Here is a 17,884-nt window from a genome sequence, read left to right on the forward strand (position 1 = left end):
GATACTCCAAACCCATTTCAGGCCGGCAGCGCCTGAATCATTTTGACAGGACGCACCGCAATGGCCCGACACGAGGCTGCAGCCCGTACCACGGATAGACCCCTTGCACGCCTGTACCGCACGATCACCCCGCGGAGGCAGTCAAGCCCCATTCCGGCCGCATCTGTTCCTGACCAAACCATCCGGTGGCAGCCGGGCGAGCGGTTGAACACACTTTTCGAGGATTGCTGCGACCAGCTGAAGGCCGAAGGAAGGGGCAGTCAACTCGCTGTCGATGCGGGAAGTGTCGTTCTCACCTATGACCAACTCGATGCCCGCGCGAACAGTCTTGCACGCCATCTGCTGGGGCGCGGCGCACGTCCGGGCCAACGGATCGCACTGCTCTTTGACGTGCCTTGGCGCGCTTATGTAGGAATGTTGGCAGTCCTCAAAATCCATGCGACCTATGTCCCCTTGGATCCCGGATTTCCATCTGATCGCCTGAAATACATCGTCGAGGATGCTGACATCACTATGGTGCTGTCCTTATCGCATCTGAGCGCTCTTATCGCGGAAGTTGGGGTGCCGGTTGTCTGTTTGAACAACGAAGACCACGAGATCGACGCAGAGGATCCCTCACGGCTGCCCCACCCCACCGGATCCAACGGATCCAACGGATCCAACGGATCCAGTGATCTGGCCTACATCATTTACACCTCGGGTTCGACAGGGAAGCCCAAGGGCGTCGCAATCGAACACGCGAGTATCTGCAACTTCGTCCGGGTAGCCGCCGACGTATACGGAATCAGCTCTTCCGACCGGGTCTACCAGGGCATGACGATCGCTTTCGACTTCTCCGTTGAGGAGATCTGGGTACCGTGGATGGCAACAGCCACCCTCGTTCCAAAGCCGCAAGGATGGAACCTGCTGGGCGCCGAACTCGCCCAATTCCTTCGGGAAAACCGCGTTACCGCGATGTGCTGCGTACCGACACTACTGGCGACGATCGACGAAGACCTGCCCGGTCTACGGTTCCTCCTCGTCTCCGGAGAGGCCTGTCCAAGGGATCTCATCGCCCGCTGGCACAAAGCAGACCGACGATTTCTTAACGTCTATGGGCCCACCGAAGCAACCGTTACAGCCACATGGGCAGTTGCCGACCCACACCGACCCGTAACCCTGGGAACCCCGCTACCCACATACTCCGCCGTGATTCTTGACCCGGACGAGCCCAAACTCCTGCCGCCGGGCGCGACGGGAGAGATCGCCCTGGCCGGTATCGGACTCGCACGCGGCTACATCAAACGGCAGGACCTCACTGACAAGGCGTTCATACCGGACTTCCTGCAGCTTGCCAACAACCCGTCCGGACGCATCTACCGAACCGGGGACCTCGGCCGCCTCAATGAGGAGGGACAAATAGAGTATTTCGGTCGAATCGATACCCAGGTAAAGATCCGCGGTTACCGCATTGAGCTGACTGAAATTGAGTCGGTGCTTCTACAACTTCCGGGAATCGCTCAGGCCGTGGTCAAGACACACGAACCCGTACCAGGTCTGACGGAGCTGGCTGCCTACTACAGCCTCCGCCAGGACACCGATCACATCGATGAATCCCTTATCCGCGCGGCTCTCAAAGAACGGCTCCCCGGCTACATGATCCCGGCGTATTTCGACCGGCTCGACGTCATCCCTGTGCTCACCAGTGGTAAAGCCGATCGCAAAAACCTACCGGAGCCCAGCGTCCGAAGTGACTACAGAAACGATGACGGTTACACAGCACCCGCCACCCCGGAGGAACACATTCTCGCCTCCGCCCTGGCCGGGGTTCTCGGAGTGGAGAAAGTATCCACCAGCGCACACTTCTTCAACGACCTCGGCGCCAATTCCCTGCTCATGGCCCACTTCTCAGCCCGTGTGCGCCGGGAGGGATGCGCCCCCGTGGCTATGCGCGACATCTACCTCAATCCGACCATAACCAAGCTGGCTGCCGCACAGCAGAAACCAGCAACAGCTGCTGCTTCGACCCCGTCACCCTACGCGGACAGCGCGCCCGGCACGGTGAGCAACGCCCAGTATGTACTGTGCGGGTTCCTGCAGGCCCTGATCTTCCTCACAGCTGCATCCGGTGCAGCAACGGTGCTTTTCGCGGGTTACAAATTCGCGTCCGGAGGTCAGAACATAGCTGAAGTACTCTGGCGTTCCCTCTTCTTCGGTTCGGCAAGCTTTATCGCCCTATGCCTACTACCCATTGCAGTGAAATGGCTCCTGATAGGTCGGTGGAGGATCGAAAGCTTCCCGGTCTGGACCTTTCCGTATCTGAGATTCTGGATCGTAAAAAGTCTTATCCGCGCAAACCCCATGCGCCTCTTCGTCGGTACCCCCCTATATATCCTTTACCTGCGCGCACTTGGCGCCAAAATCGGGCGGAACGTGGTAATACTCGCTCCTTCGGTACCGGTTTGCACCGATCTGCTCACCATCGGGGACGGAACGGTGATCCGCAAAGACTCGTCCTTCAGCTGCTACCGCGCCTACCGCGGGAGCATCCAGACCGGCCCTGTGACCATCGGCGCGAACGCCGTGATCGGCGAGGCCGCCATCCTCGACGTAGACGCCCGTGTTGGGAACGGTGCGCAGCTGGGACACGCCTCCTCGCTCTACGCTTCACAGTCGATACCGGACGGCCAGTGGTGGCAGGGCTCACCAGCACAGCGGGCTGGTACGGACTACCGAACTGTCAGCCCCGCCGACTGTGGCACCCGCCGGCGTGTCACGTATAGCATTTTCGCCTTCCTTGGCCGGCTCCTGCTGATTGTCCCTCTGGGCGTGGGAAGCCTTTCATTGCTTATCCCCGGATACACCTCTCTGGAACACTTGGACCATGCCAATTTGATGTTCTATATCGACGCGTTCATCGTATCCTTCATCTTCTTTTTCGGAGCCGTGATTGTGGGGCTCGCGCTCGTTGTCACGGGCCCGCGCCTCTTGAACCTGGCGCTGAAACCGGGGAAAGTTTACCCACTCTACAGCTGGCCCTTTGCCGTCCAACGCGCGATTGCCAGATTGACGAACCTGCGGTTCTTCATGGAGCTCACCGGGGATAGTTCACTGATTGTCCATTATCTGAAACTGCTTGGCTACAAGCAGCCCGGCCTCGTTCAGACCGGCTCGAACTTTGGCGTTGCGCTCAAGCATGAGAGCCCATTCGCGGCGACCATTGGGAGCGGGACCATGGTGGCCGACGGTCTGTCGATCATGAACGCCGACTTCTCCAACACCTCATTCAAAATCTCCGAAACCTCCATTGGCTCACGCAGCTTCTTCGGTAACAACATTGTGTATCCGCCAAACGCCAGCATCGGTGACAACTGCCTCCTGGCCACGAAAGTCATGGTTCCGTTGGATGGTCCGGTACGGGAGGGCGTCGGGATCCTCGGATCGCCCCCTTTTGAAATACCACGCTCGGTGCAAAGAGACAGCGAGTTTAAGGAAATCGGCGCCGGGGAGGGAGCTGGGACGCTGCTTAAGGCCAAGAACCGGCACAATGCCGTCACGATAGCCCTTTTCCTGCTTAGCCGGTGGATTTACCTGTTCGCAGCGCTCCTGATCGGGTCCTATGCCATTGCACTGCACAACTTCTACGACGCTTTGGCGTTTGCGGGAGCGACCATCGGCCTGTTCCTCTTCACCACCGGCTACTTCATCCTGGTTGAGCGGGCCGCCTTTGGGTTCCGGCGGCTGACCCCGCTGTTCTGCTCCATTTACAACCGGTCCTTCTGGCGCCATGAGCGCTTCTGGAAGCTGAGTGCAACAACATATCTGGACATCTTCAACGGCACACCGTTTAAAAACATCATCTGGCGTCTGCTCGGTGTCCGCGTCGGTAAGCACGTGTTTGACGACGGCTGCTCCATTCCTGAAAAGACGATCGTCTCCATCGGAGACAACTGCACGCTGAACGCACTTAGCACGATCCAATGCCACTCGATGGAGGACGGTGCATTCAAACGGGAAGGCATCACCATCGGAGCAGGCTGCACCATAGGCATCAACGCTTTCGTCCATTACGACGTGATGATGGGAGAAGGTGCGGAGCTGGAGCCTGATTCCTTCCTGATGAAGGGTGAAGACGTTCCGGCAGGTAACCTCTTCGGTGGGAACCCGGCCCGCGAGATCAGCCGGACGACATCTGATGCGAGTCGCCAAAATACCAAGAAGGTGACGTGAGAATCAGCTCATCAGTTCGTATGTGTCCGTGCCACCCCATCGGGAGAACGGCGGCTACAGCCTTCTTTGCCGCGGTCATTGTCCTGCTGTCGGCCTGTTCTTCTCCGCTTCCCTTCGTTCCGGCAAGCACGCCCGGCGCAGGCCCCATTCAGCAAGCCATGGACGAGGGCGGCTATCTGAGACATCTGAAAGCCCTGCAGGATGTCGCTGACACCAATGGGGGGGGGGAACCGTGCATCCGGCACACCGGGATACGAGGAATCTGCGCGGTACGTGGAGAATCAACTGCGCGCCGCGGGCTATGACCCGGTTCGCCATAACTTCAGCTACCGGGACGGCAGTGGTGGGCAGGTTGAGACATTCAGTATCCTGGCTGACACCGCAGGCAGCGCCGAACATTCGATCGTGGTGGGCGGACATTTAGACTCTGTACGTTCCGGATCAGGGATCAATGACAACGGCAGCGGCGTAGCGGCGATGTTGGAGATCGCACGGTGGATGGCAGAGGCCAATGTCGAGGCGGTCAACCGGGTGCGGTTCGCTTTCTGGGGCGGGGAAGAAGACGGTCTGGAAGGTTCTGAACACTACGTCGACGAGATGAGCGATGCCGAAATGAGTCAGACTGCGCTCAATCTGAATGTGGACATGATGGCCTCGCCAAACGGCGTGCGTTATGTTCACGACGGCGACGGTTCGGAGTATGATGACGGCGCCCCCGCCGGATCCGGCGCCATCGAGCACCTTTTTCTGGGCTACTTCGCTGAAAACGGAATGGAAGCGGAAGCCACCCCATTCGACGGGGGCTCCGATTACGCCGCGTTCCTGGAGGCGGGAATCCCAGTTGGCGGACTCTTCACCGGCGATGTAGGGATCAAGACGGAAGAACAGGAGCAATCCTACGGCGGCAAGGCCGGAAGCAGCCACGACCCGTGTTACCACCAACACTGTGACTCAATAGGAAACGTGAACCACGAGCTGCTCAAGGAAATGGCTGGCGCCTTGGCCTACGCCACAATCGCCTACGCCATGGCAGCACCAGCGGGCTGAACATACGCTCCTGCTCATTTACATGCAGCCGCCGGTCGCTTGGGGCCATCGGAATCGAGAAGATAGTTTTGGTTCCGAGTCAGGCGCGGCTTCCGAGTCCGCGCACGGCCTCAACCGAGTCGACGACGGCGCGGGCAGCCAGGGAGATCTCGGCTTCGGTGGTGGCGGCGGTCCAGGACAGTCGGAGGGCGGTCTGGGCCGTCCCGCGGTCGATCCCCAGGGCAAGCAGCACCGCTGAGGGCTCGTCCGATCCGGCGGCGCACGCCGAGCCGGACGAGGACACAACGCCGGCGCGTTCGAGTTCCAGCAGGACGGACTCGCCGCTGGTTCCGGGGAAGCAGAAGGATGCCAGGTTTGGCAGCCGCTGCAGGCGGTGCCCGGTCAGCACAGCTCCCGGCACCCCCTTGAGCACGGTGTCGATGACATAGTCACGCTGTGCGGCCGCCGTTGCGGTTGATGCGTCACTTTCCTGTCTGGCCAGCTTGAGCGCTGTCGCGACGGCGACGGCGCCCGCCACGTTTTCGGTCCCGGAACGTTTTCCGCGCTCCTGCCCGCCGCCGTGGATGACTGGCTCAAAGGGCAGGCGTCCCTTGACGAACAGAATTCCGCAGCCTTTGGGAGCTCCGATTTTGTGCCCGGAGATGCTCATGGCCTGGACTCCCAGTGTGGCTGTGTCCAGGGGAAGCCAGCCGGCCGCCTGCACCGCGTCCGTGTGGAAGGGAACACCCGCGGCGGCGCAAACCGCTGCCAGTTCAGTGATGGGCTGCACTGTTCCAACTTCGTTGTTGGCGTACATGATGGTGCACAGCGTGGTGTCCGGCGTCAGTGCGGGGCGGAGGTCGTCCGGATCCACCAACCCCTCCGCTGATACCGGCAACAGCGTGATGCTGAACCCATGAATCCGCCGCAGATAGTCCAGGCTTTCCAGGACCGCCGGGTGCTCGATCGCGGAGGAGACGATGTGGCGGCCCCGCGGCCGGGCAAGCGCCAGGCCCTTGATCGCCAGGTTGTTTGCTTCGGTCCCGCCGGAGGTGAACACGACGTCGGATGGACGGCAGCCCAGTACGTCCGCGGCGGTGCGCCGGGCATAGTCCAGTGCGCGGGCCGCGGATTCGCCGATGCTGTGGTGGCTTGACGGGTTGCCGAAGTCACCCGTGAGCAGTGGCCACATCGCCTCGAGGACCTCCCTGCGGACCGGTGCGGTGGCGGCGGCATCGAGGTAAATCACGGCGTACCGCCTGGTTCCAGATCCCGCCTGATATCCAGACTGATGTCCAGGCCAAGATCGAGCGCGCGGACGCTGTGTGTCAGCGCCCCCGACGAGATGATGTCGACGCCGGTCCGGGCGATGGCCGTGACGGTGTCCAGGCGCACATTTCCGCTGGCCTCAACCAGCGCGCGGCCGGCAACAAGCCTCACTCCGGCCTTCAAGTCAGCCAAGGGAAAGTTGTCCAGCATGATCGTGTCCACGCCCGCGTCCAGCACGGGTTCGATCTGGTCCAGACGATCAACTTCCACTTCGAAATGCACAGTGTGGGGAAGCTGCGCCTTCGCGGTCCGCAGCGCCTCCGTCAGGTCGACGGTTCCACCCCGGGTCAGAACGGCCAGGTGGTTGTCCTTGGCCATCACCGCATCGGAGAGGCTGAACCGGTGGTTGAACCCGCCGCCGCAGCGTACGGCGTGCCGCTCGAGAACGCGCAACCCGGGAGTCGTTTTGCGGGTATCGACAATCCGTGCGGACGTGCCCTCTACCGCGGCCACAAACTGTCCGGTCATCGCTGTGATCCCGCTCAGGCGCTGCGCGAGATTCAGTGCCACCCGCTCGGCCGTGAGCAGAGGGCGGGCAGGACCCTCAATCACTGCCAGCACCGCGCCGTCGTCGAACGCGTCTGAATCCCTGACCCGGAAGTCCACGGTAATGCGCGGGTCGGAGAGGCGCATAGCGGCCTCGATCACCTGTTCGCCGCAGAAGATACCTGCCTCGCGGGCCATGATCGAAGCCATGGCTGTAGCGTCCTCCGGAATGAGTGTCTGAGAGGTGATGTCGCCCCAGGGCGCGTCCTCGGCGAGGGCTGCAGCAACAATGCGGTCAACGTCCGCCTGAGCGGGGCGTGCTGTCGGTGTGTTCATTGGGCCATCCTGTACGAGTGGAGGGCGACGACGGCGGCGTCCGCCCCGGGGAAATCAGCCCGGTAATGCGCGCCGCGGGACTCATCACGCGCCGCGGCCGCCTGTACCAGCAGGTGCGACGCGAGCAGGACGTTAGCCGTCTCCCGCTCCTCGACGGTGTCGCCGCCGGCGCGCCACTGAGTAAGTTGCTTTGCGGCGACCTCAAGGCCTGCGGAGTCGCGGATAACCGCAGCGTGCTCCGACATCAGCTGCTGAATCCGGTGCCGCTCCGCAGGTTCCCGCCCTCCGGCTGCAATCCGCAGTGCCGTCGACCCGAACTCCGGCCAGGGCCCATGATCCGCCACGATGGCGGCAGCGCTTCGGGCGCCAAACACCAGGCCCTCAAGCAATGAATTCGACGCGAGCCGGTTTGCCCCGTGTACACCGGTGCACGCTGCCTCGCCCACGGCATACAGTCCGGGAACGGAGGTCCGCCCCCAGAGGTCCGTGTGGATGCCTCCCATCCAGTAGTGCGCGGCAGGAACAACCGGCAGCGGCTCCCGGGCCCAGTCGAAGCCGTGTGCTCTGGTCAATCCGTCAAGGGTGGGAAAGCGCCCGGCAAGGAAGCCGCCACCCAGGGCGGTCGCGTCCAGATAGACGCACTGTTCGCCGCGCTTCTTCAGATGCAGCGTGATACTGCGGGAGACCACATCCCGGGGCGCGAGTTCCGCCGCCAGATGATAGTCCGTCATGAAGCGGTGACCCGATTGGTCCCTCAACACCGCACCATCGCCGCGGACGGCTTCGGAAATCAGCGGATGGCCCGGTACATCCAGCGCAGTCGGGTGGAACTGGAAGAATTCCAGGTCTTTGACTACCGCTCCTGCGCGCCAAGCCACGACCAGACCGTCCGCAGTCGCAACGGACGGATTGGTGTTCTGCTCGAAGAGCTGTCCCGCACCGCCGGTGGCCAGTACCACGGCGTCGGCAGCCAGTTCGGTGGACCCGCCGCTGCGGATAACGACGGCGCCGGTCACCGTCCCGTCCCGTGTCACCAGATCAGCGAGGAAAGTGTGCTCCAACACCGTTATACCTGGATCGGTGAGCACCGCTGCAATCAGCGGATCAGCTATTCCCGCACCGGTCGCATCGCCGTTGACGTGCAGAATGCGCTCCGCGGAGTGTGCCGCTTCCCGGCCGAGGGCCAGCCCGCCGTCGGCCGCGCGGTCAAAGCACGTGCCCAATTGCAGCAGCCGCTCCACGTGTTCGCCGGCTTCTTCGCAGAGCACCCGTACAGCGGCCGCGTCACAGTGCCCCGCTCCCGCCGCGAGCGTATCCGCACCGTGGGAGGCTGGGCTGTCCGCCACCCGATCCTCCTGCGGGAAGACTGCCGCAATGCCTCCCTGCGCAAACCAGGTATTGCTCTGGCGCAAATCACCCTTAGTGATGAGCGTGACTTCAGCCGCCCGCGTCCGGCGGAGCTCCAGAGCGGTGTAGAGGCCCGCGATGCCGCTGCCGGCAACGAGGATATGCCGTGGACGCCTACTGCTCACGGCTTGGCCGCCAGCATCCGTTCCAGGGCCACACGCGCCGGGTCTGCCACGTCGCCCGGGACGGTGATCCGGTTGAGGACCTCGCCCCGGAGAAGCCCTTCGAGGACCCACGCGAGGTAGCCGGGGTGGATCCGGTACATCGTGGAACAGGGGCAGATCACCGGATCAAGGCAGAAAATGGTGTGCTCGGGATTCTCCGCCGCCAGCCGGTTGACCATGTTGATCTCGGTTCCGATTGCAAAGGTGGTTCCCGGCTCCGCGGCAGCGACGGCCTTTTGAATGTAGTCGGTTGAACCGGACTCATCGGCGGCGTCCACCACGGGCATGGGGCACTCGGGGTGCACGATCACGCGGACGCCGGGGTGCTCGGCCCGCGCCTTCTCGATCTGCCCCACATTGAACCGCTTGTGAACAGAGCAGAAGCCGTGCCAGAGGATGACCTTCGATTCCAGGAGGGTCTGTTCGTCATTGCCACCGAGATCCTTCAGCGGGTTCCACATGGGGATCTGCGCCATGGGCACGCCCATGGCCTTGGCGGTGTTGCGGCCCAGGTGCTGGTCCGGGAAGAACAGGACGCGCTGCCCTCGTTCGAACGCCCATTCAAGGACCGTCGCGGCGTTTGAGGACGTGCAGACAATTCCTCCGTTGCGGCCGCAGAAGCCTTTGAGCGCGGCCGAGGAATTCATGTAGGTGACCGGGATGACCGGCTGCCGGCCGTCGTCGTCGGGCTCTGTTCCAAACAGCTCACTGAGCTGTTCCCAGCACTCGGTTACCGAATCAATGTCCGCCATGTCCGCCATCGAGCAGCCCGCGGCGAGGTTTGGCAGAATCACTGCCTGGTCAGGACGGGAAAGGATGTCAGCCGTTTCGGCCATGAAGTGCACGCCGCAGAAAACGATCGCTTCGGCGTCGGGCTTGGTCAGCGCAGCATTGGCCAACTGGAAGGAGTCCCCGACAAAATCGGCGTACTTGACCACCTCGTCGCGCTGGTAGAAGTGGCCCAGGATGACAAGCTTGTCGCCCAGCGCTTCCTTGGCGGCCATGATCCGCCCATGAAGTTGTTCGTCATTGGCGAGGCGGTATTCCTCTGGAAGCTCACCCTGCCGCGGAGTGGATGGAGGCGCGGTGTCTGCCATCGACGCACCGGGACCATAGTCGGGGCCTTGGGCAGGTGTTGAAGGCATGTCGAACTCCCACGGGCCCTTGGCCAACTCCGGGCTGCAGGTGCTTCCCTCCGCGGCGGAGCGCTCGGCTTCCTCTCGGGTGATGAGCTGGATTGCTGTATTGACGCTCGTCATGGGACTCTCCGTAACTGTGGTGATGGGTTCTGCTGCCCGGCGCCGTACTGGGGCGCGGGGCCGGTGTAGCGATAGAGGCGGGGTGGCCTGTGGCGGCAACCCTGCAGGTATTCGTCAGTCGCCGTGATATCCGGCGTTGCCCGAAGCTGCCGTCTGAAGTTGGCTGGATCCAGCTGTTTGTCCAGCACGGCCTCATACACTTCGCGGACCTGTGCCAGTGTGAAACTCTGGCCGAGGAAGTGGTACGCAATGGAGCCGTACTCCATCCTGTTGCGCAGGCGCCACAGGGCATAGTCCACTATGTCGTTGTGGTCGAACGCCAGCCCCGGGAGCTTATCCGCCCTGAACCAGCGGACGTTCTCGGATTCACGGGTCAGCTCCGCCTCGCTGGGCTGGACGAGCGCCCAGTAGACGATTGACACCAGGCGTTGTCCCGCGGAGCGGTGAAGCCCGCCGAATGCGTAGAGCTGTTCCAGGTACCTCGGCGCAAGGCCTGTGGTTTCCAGAAGATTCCGGGCCGCTGCGTCCTGGAGGGACTCCAGATGGTCCAGTGGACCTCCGGGCAGCGCCCACCGGCCAAGGTGTGGCTGGCGGATGCGCCGGACCAGGGGCAACCAGAGGGTGGAGCGGCCGGTTGCCTCACTGGGTCTGAGCGCGAAGATCACCGTGGAGATTGCGAGCGAGGGTGGTTTGAGACTGCGCTCCGAAACGTTTGCTGAATCCGGATACATGCTCCACCTCCTTCACACCGCTTACTTAGAGTCACACTGACTATAAGTCATTCTAGACCCGTTCTGGGCGCAGACCGAATCCGTGACGGCACCGGCCCAATCGACGAGACAGAAATAACAGCTTGCCGGCGAAAGTCAGTCATTACTGTCGAACGGATCCGGGCCGAGTCACACCTCGGCGGCCGCGTGCATCAGCGGCAGTGTGCGCCCTTCGAAGTGGGTGTTGAGCACAATCACCGTGGAGGACCGCACCACGGTTTTGGTGGCAATGATCGCGTCGATGACCCGCTGCAGGTCGGAGTTGGACCGCGCAGCAACCTTGGCCAGCAGATCGCTCTCCCCGGACACAGTGTGAACTTCCTGAATCTCGGGAATCTCAGCGAGAACTCTTGAGACCGCGTCATGCCCGGTGTCCTGGTGGATGGTGAGCGAGCAATACGCCATGACCGGATACCCCAGAGCCGCCGGATGCACTCGTGGCCCCCACCCGGCGATGACCCCGCTTCGCTGCATCCGGTCCAACCTGGCCTGCACCGTTGCGCGGGCAACCTTGAGGGTGCGGGACACCTCCAGAACACTCATCCGCGGGTCGTCGGTAAAGAGCTCGGTAATACGGGCATCCAGCACATCGATCTTCATAATTGCTCCGATCCTTTCCGTATGTGTTTTCCACAACATCGTCCGCTGGCCCATCTGCTCATTCTTAGATGCCCAGCGAGTGACACATAGCGCGGTCCGGTTTGCTCTTCCCGGATTCAGTGACTAAAGTCACAGCGGTTGGTCAGTTTCTGACCGCGCGGCGGAGGTGTGTTCAAGGACGCACATATCTCTGCCGCATTTTTTGTTGGTGGCGAGATGTCATTATAGCGAACATATTGTTATGTTTACTCTCATTCATTGCCACGAAATGTTCACAGTTTGTTTATAAAAACATACAAAGATTGCAGCCTATGCCATCTTGTGAGTACGGTCACCACAACGGGACAACTCGACGCGAGGATGACTTATGCCCCTGGTTTCCACCCCACCCGAGGACGAGCTTAAACGGCTCTACACGCTACTGACGACGGTTCGCCAACTCGATCTAGCCGCGGTCCGCTGGCAACGCCAAGGCGTGATTCCAGGCTATGCGCCCATGCTCGGACAGGAGGCAGCCCAGGTTGGCAGCGGCTGCGCTGTTGACCCCAGCCGCGATTTCGTCTTCCCGACCTACCGCGAGATGGGCGTCGCCAAGGCGCTCGGCGTGGACATGGTCGAGTACATGTCCACGCACAAGGCAACCTGGCATGGAGGCCTCTATAACCCTGCCCAAACGCATCTCGCACCAATTCAGGCCGTCGTCGCCGGATCGGTGCTGCATGCCGTCGGATGGGCACAGGGTCAGGTGATTAAGCACGCCGACACGAACCCCGGCCCGGACGGCTTCAACATTGCGCTGACCTACTTCGGCGACGGCGCCAGCTCGCAGGGCGACGTCCACGAGGCCATGAATTTTGCCGCCATCATGAAGTCCCCCGTCATTTTCTTTGTCCAGAACAACGGCTGGGCTATCTCGGTTCCGACGGACCGCCAAGTCGCCGGTGGTTCGGTGGCTGCGCGCGCAGCCGGTTATGGCATGCCTGCGGAGCAGGTTGACGGCAACGATGTCGTTGCCGTCCTTGAGGCGACACGGCGCGCCGTTGCGCACGCACGGGCAGGTAACGGGCCGATGCTCATCGAAGCGATGACCTACCGGCTTGGACCCCATTCCACCAGCGATGACCCCGGCCGATACCGAACCCTTGCCGAGGAGCAGTCCGCCCAAAATGCAGATCCGCTGCAGCGCTGCGAGAGGGTCCTCCGGGAACGTTTTGGGGTCACGGACCACTTTTTTCAGGCGGCTCTCGCAGACGCGGAGGCTGAGGCGGAGCAGGTCCGTGCAGGAGTGGTTGCCCTCGGTCCCCGGCCTGGACACGAGATGTTCGAGTTTGTTTTCCAGGAGATGACACCTGCACTGGCGGCCCAAGCCGCATCCTGGAGAGAGGAATCCGAGCATGCTTGACGCAACCACCCTCAACCCGGCCCAAGAGAGGGGCGCAACCGTGGAGCTTTCCATGCAGGCCGCGCTCAACCTGGCGCTGGCTGAAACGCTCGACGAAGACCCGAAGGCACTGATCTTCGGTGAGGATGTGGGCCGGCTGGGCGGCGTATTCCGCGTCACCGACGGCCTTCAGGAACGGTTCGGAGCCACACGGGTCTTCGACACACCGTTGGCGGAATCGGGAATCCTTGGCATGTCCGTGGGGCTTGCCATGGCCGGTTTCCACCCCATCCCCGAGGTGCAGTTTGACGGTTTCGCCTATCCGGCGGTCAACCAGATCATTTGCCAGATCGGCCGAATGAACTATCGCAGCCGCGGCACGCTGCCCATGCCCATTACGCTGCGGGTGCCGAGTTTTGGCGGCATCCGCGCTCCCGAGCACCATGGAGAATCACTCGAGGCAATGTTTGCCCATGTTCCGGGGCTGAAAGTGGTCTCGCCGTCGGACCCACAGCAGGCCTACCACCTGCTCAAGTACGCGGCGCAGCGGCCCGATCCTGTGATCTTCATGGAGCCGAAATCCCGCTACTGGCAGAAAGCACAGGTTAACCTGCACGACGGCGGCACACCGGAGGGCGCGCGGGTCGCCCGGCCGGGCCGTCACCTGACGCTGATCGCTTGGGGCGCGATGGTTTCGCGCTGCCTGCAGGTTGCCGAGCTGGCCGAGGAGGACGGCATTGACGTGGAGGTGCTGGACCTGCGCTGGCTCAAGCCCATCGATGCCGAGGGCCTTGCGGCCTCCGTGGCGAAGACGCGGCGCGCCGTCGTCGTGCATGAGGGTCCCCGCACCAGCGGGCTGGGCGCCGAAGTCGCCGCGCTTGTGACTGAGGAGTGCTTCAACACGCTGAAGGCGCCTGTTGAGCGGGTGACGGGCTTTGACGTACCGTATCCGTCAGGTGACCTCGAGGATGAGTACCTTCCGGGCATCGACCGCATCCTGTTTGGCATCCAACGAGTATTGGAGCACCGCCGTGGCTGAACTGTCCTTCCCCCTGCCGGACCTCGGCGAAGGCCTCATCGAGGCCACCATTCTCGAGTGGCTGGTGGCCGAGGGGGACCAGGTGGAACGCAATCAGCCGCTGGTCGAGGTGGAGACCACAAAATCCGCTGTGGAGTTGCCGTCGCCGCAGACCGGAACTGTGGTTAGAGTTCATGGAGGGGCCGGTGACGTGATCAAGGTCGGTGATCCGCTCATTGTGTTCGGGGTGCCGGATGACACCGCGGGCATCGTGGGAACCGTCCCGCAGGAACAGGCGCCAAAGCGGCGGGTCCGGCTGAATGCCGTGCTCGACGACGACTAGGCCTCAAGCGAGAACCGGGAGACACTCATGGGACGGCACAGTGACCATCTGGTGGAGGGCACCGATCCGGGGCTCAATGTCGGCGTTCATGAACCATCGCAGGGTACGTCCGTACGCCCTGTGCTGCTCATTCATGGATTCGCGTCTTCCGCGAAACTGAACTGGGAGGACTCCGGCTGGGTCCGGGCGCTGACGGAAGCCGGCCGCCGCGTCATTACCGTGGATCTGCCCGGCCACGGCATGAGTACCTCCCCGGAGGAGCGGGACGCATACTCCCCCAGCCGGATCCGGGCCGATCTGCTGCAGGTCCTGCAGGATGCCCACGTGGTGCCCCTGGCAACAGGTCGACCTGCAAGCGGTGTGGACATCATCGGCTATTCACTGGGTTCGCGGCTCGCCTGGGAGTTCGGGGCAACCCAGCCGGAACTGGTTCACCGGATGGTACTGGGCGGCCCGGGCAGCGCCGACCCGCTGGCGGACTTCGACCTCGATGCGGCGCAGCGGTTCCTCAGCGACGGCACACCGATTGAGGATCCGTCCACCGGCGACCTGCTTCGGATGGCGCGGATGGTCCCCTCCAACGACGTCTTTGCCCTGCTGACCATGATTGAGGCGATCAAGGGTGAACCCTTTGTCCCCGCCGACGTTGTGCCCCACATGCCACTGCTGCTTGTAGCTGGCGAGAACGACAACAGGGCCCGCACCCTGCCCGAACTGGCGTCACTCAGCGGCAAAGCGGAGACACTGTGGCTGCCTGGCCGCACCCACTCCAACGCGGTGACGTCCAGGGAGTTCAAGACGGCAGCCATCGATTTCCTCGCCACGTAACAATTGGCGTTACTTTCCGGCCACGAGTATGGCTGGGGCCGTCCGCGGACGAAGCTCAGGGTAGGATCATCGAGGTGATCAGCACGCTTAGCATCACCTTTCCCGTCATTTCACAACACATCGCTCCCGGAGGACACGCGTGGATGAACTCCTGGCTCACCGGTACCAACCCACCGAACTGCTTGGTACCGGTGGCGCCGCTTCGGTGTACCGGGCGCTGGACAAAAATCTCGGCCGCGATGTCGCCATCAAGATCTTCAGCTCCACCACCTCCGATGACGATGACTACCGGCGCCAGCACACCGAAACTCTGCTGCTCTCAACGCTGAACCACCCGGGGCTGGTCACGCTGCACGACGCTGGACTGCATCACGATGACTCAGGCAAGACCACCGGTTTCCTCGTGATGGAATTGGTTGACGGCCAGGATCTGCGCCGCCTCCTGAAATTCGGACCGCTGGCGCCCGACGACGTGGCGCAGGTCGGAGCAGACCTCGCCGATGCGCTGTCATACATCCACTCCCAGGGAGTCATTCACCGCGATGTGAAGCCTGCAAACATCCTCATGTTCCACTCGAGCGAGCAGGACACCCGGCTGTACCCCAAGCTGACGGACTTCGGCATTGCCAGGATGGTCGAGGCAACGGTCGCTACAGCCACCGGCGCCACGATCGGCACCGCGAACTACCTGAGTCCCGAGCAGGCGCAGGGTTCCCCGATTGAACCGCGCACCGACATTTACTCGCTTGGCCTGGTTTTGCTTGAATGTCTCACCGGCGAGAAGGCGTTTCCCGGCCATGTGGTGGAGGCCGCCGTCGCCCGTCTGCTGCGGGACCCCGAAGTGCCCGCTTCCCTGGGTGAAGAGTGGCATGATCTCCTCACCCGCATGACGGCACGCAATCCCGAGCACCGGCCGGATGCCCATGAGGTTGCCGTGGCATTGCGGGCGCACGTCAACGAAACCGCGGACGACGACGGCGTTCCCGCCTCGATGCCACCCGCGCCGCTCAATCCGCCGAGCGCCGATTCTCCGGATACGTGGACCGGCGGCGTTACCACCGGCAACCTGCACATTCCGGAGCCCCCGGCGCAGGCCCCAAGCCTCGGTTAGCGCGCGAGCTGAGTCAAACCAACCACTGCGCCTACCACTTGAGGCAGTGGGATCCGCGTATCGATTTCCAAGGTCGCGCTTGCGCGAAGCAGCGGCTCCACTGCTATCAGGTCAGTCAAAATGCGGTCTCGCTCCCCCGGTTTTTTGCCGAAGGTGTTGGTTGTGCGCGTTGAGATCCGCTTCAACAACGTGTCCACCGGGGCGCTCAGCAGTACAACCTCATCGAAAGAGTCGTAAAACTTCCCCTGATTCGAGACGCGGCCCTGCACAAACAGACCTGTTCCTTGGTATTCCGACAAGAGCGTGGATATTCGGTCCTCGCGCCATATCATGTTGTCCTCGTCGTCTTCGGACCATTCGCACCAATCGCCGTAGTCAGTATCAACCACGTCATAACCTCGTTGCGCCAGTCCAGCCAGTACCGAGGATTTCCCGGTGCCGGACATTCCTGTGATGAGATTTCTGAGCACTTCCGACCGTTGACCGCTCAGCTGGGATCGTCGCGGGAGTCTTTGTCTTCCTCCGGCTCGAAGTTGCTGGGCTCGTCTGTTGTCGTGCCGCCAACGCCGTCCTTGGCCTCCGGGATGGTGCCTTCGGGGCCGGTGTTTTCGTGCTTATCGTGCTTATCCTGCTTATCCTGCTCTTCCGGCTTATCAGTCATGAGCTCACTCCGATCGATTCGATGTTGCCTATCCCTCCGATCCTACGAGCCCGCGCGCTGAAGTGGAACGCCCCGCCGCCAATCGACGTTTCACTACCGCTCGGGCGCACCGTAACCCGGTGGGTTCCCAGCAGGTGCAGGGAGGCGCCCTACTTCAGAAACTTAGACGTCCTGCGGTCAGCGAGCAGTTTCCCTCCGGTCTGACAGGTGGGGCAGTACTGCAGTGCCGAATCGGCAAATGACACTTCCCTCACCGTGTCACCGCAGACCGGGCACTGCTCGCCTGCCCTTCCATGAACCTTCAGTGCGCGACGCTTCGAATCCTTGAGCTCCTTTGCCGGCTTACCGGTTGCGGAGAGGATCGCAGTTTCCAACACCGTCCGGAGTGAGCCGTGGAGGACCGCAACCTGCTGCTCCCCCAGACTTGATGCCACGGTAAAGGGAGACATCCGCGCGGCATGGAGAATCTCGTCGCTGTACGCGTTGCCGATGCCTGCAATGAACGACTGGTCGCGGAGAAGTCCCTTGATCTGGCCGCGGTGTTCGCGGATCATAGCGGTGAATTGGTGCAGATCAACGTCAAGAGCTTCAGGACCCAGCCGCTCGATCCCCGGAACGTCACCAGGGTCTTCAATGACGTACACCGCCACCGATTTCCGGGTGCCCGCCTCTGTCAGGTCAAAACCCGGCGCTGCACCGTCGCCGGAAAGGCGCAGCCGGAGGGCAATGGGGCCCTTTCCCGGCTTCAGTCTCCCCGTGCTCAGTGAATCCGACCAGCGGAGCCAGCCGGCCCTGGCGAGGTGCATTGCGAGGAACAAACCGTCGAATTCTAGAACAATGAACTTGCCCCGGCGAGATACGGAGGTTGCGGCACGTCCGGCGAGTGATTGGACCGGTATCCGGGCCGTCTTAAGCACCGAGAAGGAAAGAATTTCCACGTCCGCCACAGAGGCGGG

General features: G+C 62.3%; 16 protein-coding genes. 7 read left to right on the forward strand and 9 right to left on the reverse strand.

The genetic code is table 11. The features are described 5' to 3' along the window. Window positions 1–60: 60 nt before the first annotated feature. On the forward strand, window positions 61–4,209 hold the full coding sequence (locus Y708_RS0116145) for a Pls/PosA family non-ribosomal peptide synthetase (RefSeq protein WP_081746892.1): 4,149 nt from the start codon (window positions 61–63) through the stop codon (window positions 4,207–4,209). A 273-nt stretch (window positions 4,210–4,482) separates the two neighbouring features. Continuing rightward, window positions 4,483–5,256, forward strand: coding sequence for a M20/M25/M40 family metallo-hydrolase (locus Y708_RS25740; RefSeq protein WP_216699818.1), 774 nt, complete (start codon window positions 4,483–4,485; stop codon window positions 5,254–5,256). Window positions 5,257–5,335: 79 nt separating this feature from the next. Here Y708_RS25740 and Y708_RS0116155 read toward each other — a convergent pair whose 3' ends face one another. From Y708_RS0116155 to Y708_RS0116180, 6 genes are all read right to left on the reverse strand, one after another. Beyond that, window positions 5,336–6,484, reverse strand: a complete 1,149-nt coding sequence (locus Y708_RS0116155; RefSeq protein WP_028280720.1) for a cysteine desulfurase family protein — start codon at window positions 6,482–6,484, stop codon at window positions 5,336–5,338. Then, complete coding sequence (nadC, locus tag Y708_RS25745) at window positions 6,481–7,386, reverse strand: carboxylating nicotinate-nucleotide diphosphorylase (RefSeq protein WP_051479078.1); 906 nt, start codon at window positions 7,384–7,386, stop codon at window positions 6,481–6,483. The genes Y708_RS0116155 and nadC overlap by 4 nt, the downstream gene beginning before the upstream one ends. Continuing rightward, window positions 7,383–8,918: an L-aspartate oxidase gene (gene nadB / locus Y708_RS0116165; RefSeq protein ID WP_253905851.1), complete on the reverse strand. Its 1,536-nt coding sequence runs from the start codon at window positions 8,916–8,918 to the stop codon at window positions 7,383–7,385. The genes nadC and nadB overlap by 4 nt, the downstream gene beginning before the upstream one ends. Then, a complete protein-coding gene (gene nadA / locus Y708_RS0116170; RefSeq protein ID WP_028280722.1) occupies window positions 8,915–10,216 on the reverse strand; it encodes a quinolinate synthase NadA in 1,302 nt (433 codons plus the stop codon). The genes nadB and nadA overlap by 4 nt, the downstream gene beginning before the upstream one ends. Continuing rightward, window positions 10,213–10,947 (reverse strand): NUDIX hydrolase, encoded by a 735-nt coding sequence (locus Y708_RS25750; RefSeq protein WP_051479079.1) that lies wholly within the window; start codon window positions 10,945–10,947, stop codon window positions 10,213–10,215. Before Y708_RS25750 ends, nadA begins: the two co-directional genes overlap by 4 nt. Before the next feature lie 168 nt (window positions 10,948–11,115). Next, window positions 11,116–11,586 carry an Lrp/AsnC family transcriptional regulator gene (locus tag Y708_RS0116180; RefSeq protein WP_028280723.1) on the reverse strand — a complete coding sequence of 157 codons (471 nt, stop codon included), beginning with the start codon at window positions 11,584–11,586 and terminating at the stop codon, window positions 11,116–11,118. 367 nt (window positions 11,587–11,953) lie between these two features. Here Y708_RS0116180 and Y708_RS0116185 point away from each other — a divergent pair, with 367 nt between their 5' ends. From Y708_RS0116185 to Y708_RS25755, 5 genes are all read left to right on the forward strand, one after another. Further along, window positions 11,954–12,988, forward strand: coding sequence for a thiamine pyrophosphate-dependent enzyme (locus Y708_RS0116185; RefSeq protein WP_028280724.1), 1,035 nt, complete (start codon window positions 11,954–11,956; stop codon window positions 12,986–12,988). Further along, the gene (locus tag Y708_RS0116190; protein ID WP_028280725.1) at window positions 12,981–14,006 is read left to right on the forward strand and encodes an alpha-ketoacid dehydrogenase subunit beta; all 1,026 of its coding nucleotides are present in this window, start codon (window positions 12,981–12,983) and stop codon (window positions 14,004–14,006) included. The genes Y708_RS0116185 and Y708_RS0116190 overlap by 8 nt, the downstream gene beginning before the upstream one ends. Continuing rightward, on the forward strand, window positions 13,999–14,328 hold the full coding sequence (locus tag Y708_RS0116195; protein ID WP_028280726.1) for a biotin/lipoyl-containing protein: 330 nt from the start codon (window positions 13,999–14,001) through the stop codon (window positions 14,326–14,328). Before Y708_RS0116190 ends, Y708_RS0116195 begins: the two co-directional genes overlap by 8 nt. Before the next feature lie 27 nt (window positions 14,329–14,355). After that, window positions 14,356–15,156, forward strand: coding sequence for an alpha/beta fold hydrolase (locus Y708_RS0116200; RefSeq protein WP_028280727.1), 801 nt, complete (start codon window positions 14,356–14,358; stop codon window positions 15,154–15,156). A gap of 139 nt (window positions 15,157–15,295) precedes the next feature. Beyond that, window positions 15,296–16,267 (forward strand): serine/threonine-protein kinase, encoded by a 972-nt coding sequence (locus tag Y708_RS25755; protein ID WP_035776634.1) that lies wholly within the window; start codon window positions 15,296–15,298, stop codon window positions 16,265–16,267. Here Y708_RS25755 and Y708_RS0116210 read toward each other — a convergent pair. The 3 genes from Y708_RS0116210 to Y708_RS0116220 form a co-directional block, all read right to left on the reverse strand. After that, on the reverse strand, window positions 16,264–16,713 hold the full coding sequence (locus tag Y708_RS0116210; RefSeq protein WP_035776636.1) for an AAA family ATPase: 450 nt from the start codon (window positions 16,711–16,713) through the stop codon (window positions 16,264–16,266). The genes Y708_RS25755 and Y708_RS0116210 overlap by 4 nt on opposite strands. A gap of 41 nt (window positions 16,714–16,754) precedes the next feature. After that, window positions 16,755–16,928: a hypothetical protein gene (locus Y708_RS29355; protein WP_155853909.1), complete on the reverse strand. Its 174-nt coding sequence runs from the start codon at window positions 16,926–16,928 to the stop codon at window positions 16,755–16,757. 149 nt (window positions 16,929–17,077) lie between these two features. Next, on the reverse strand, window positions 17,078–17,884 hold an 807-nt coding region (locus tag Y708_RS0116220), incomplete at its 5' end, for a DNA-formamidopyrimidine glycosylase family protein (RefSeq protein WP_028280730.1).

Source organism: Arthrobacter sp. H5 (assembly GCF_000520595.1).
GTDB lineage: Bacteria > Actinomycetota > Actinomycetes > Actinomycetales > Micrococcaceae > Arthrobacter_D.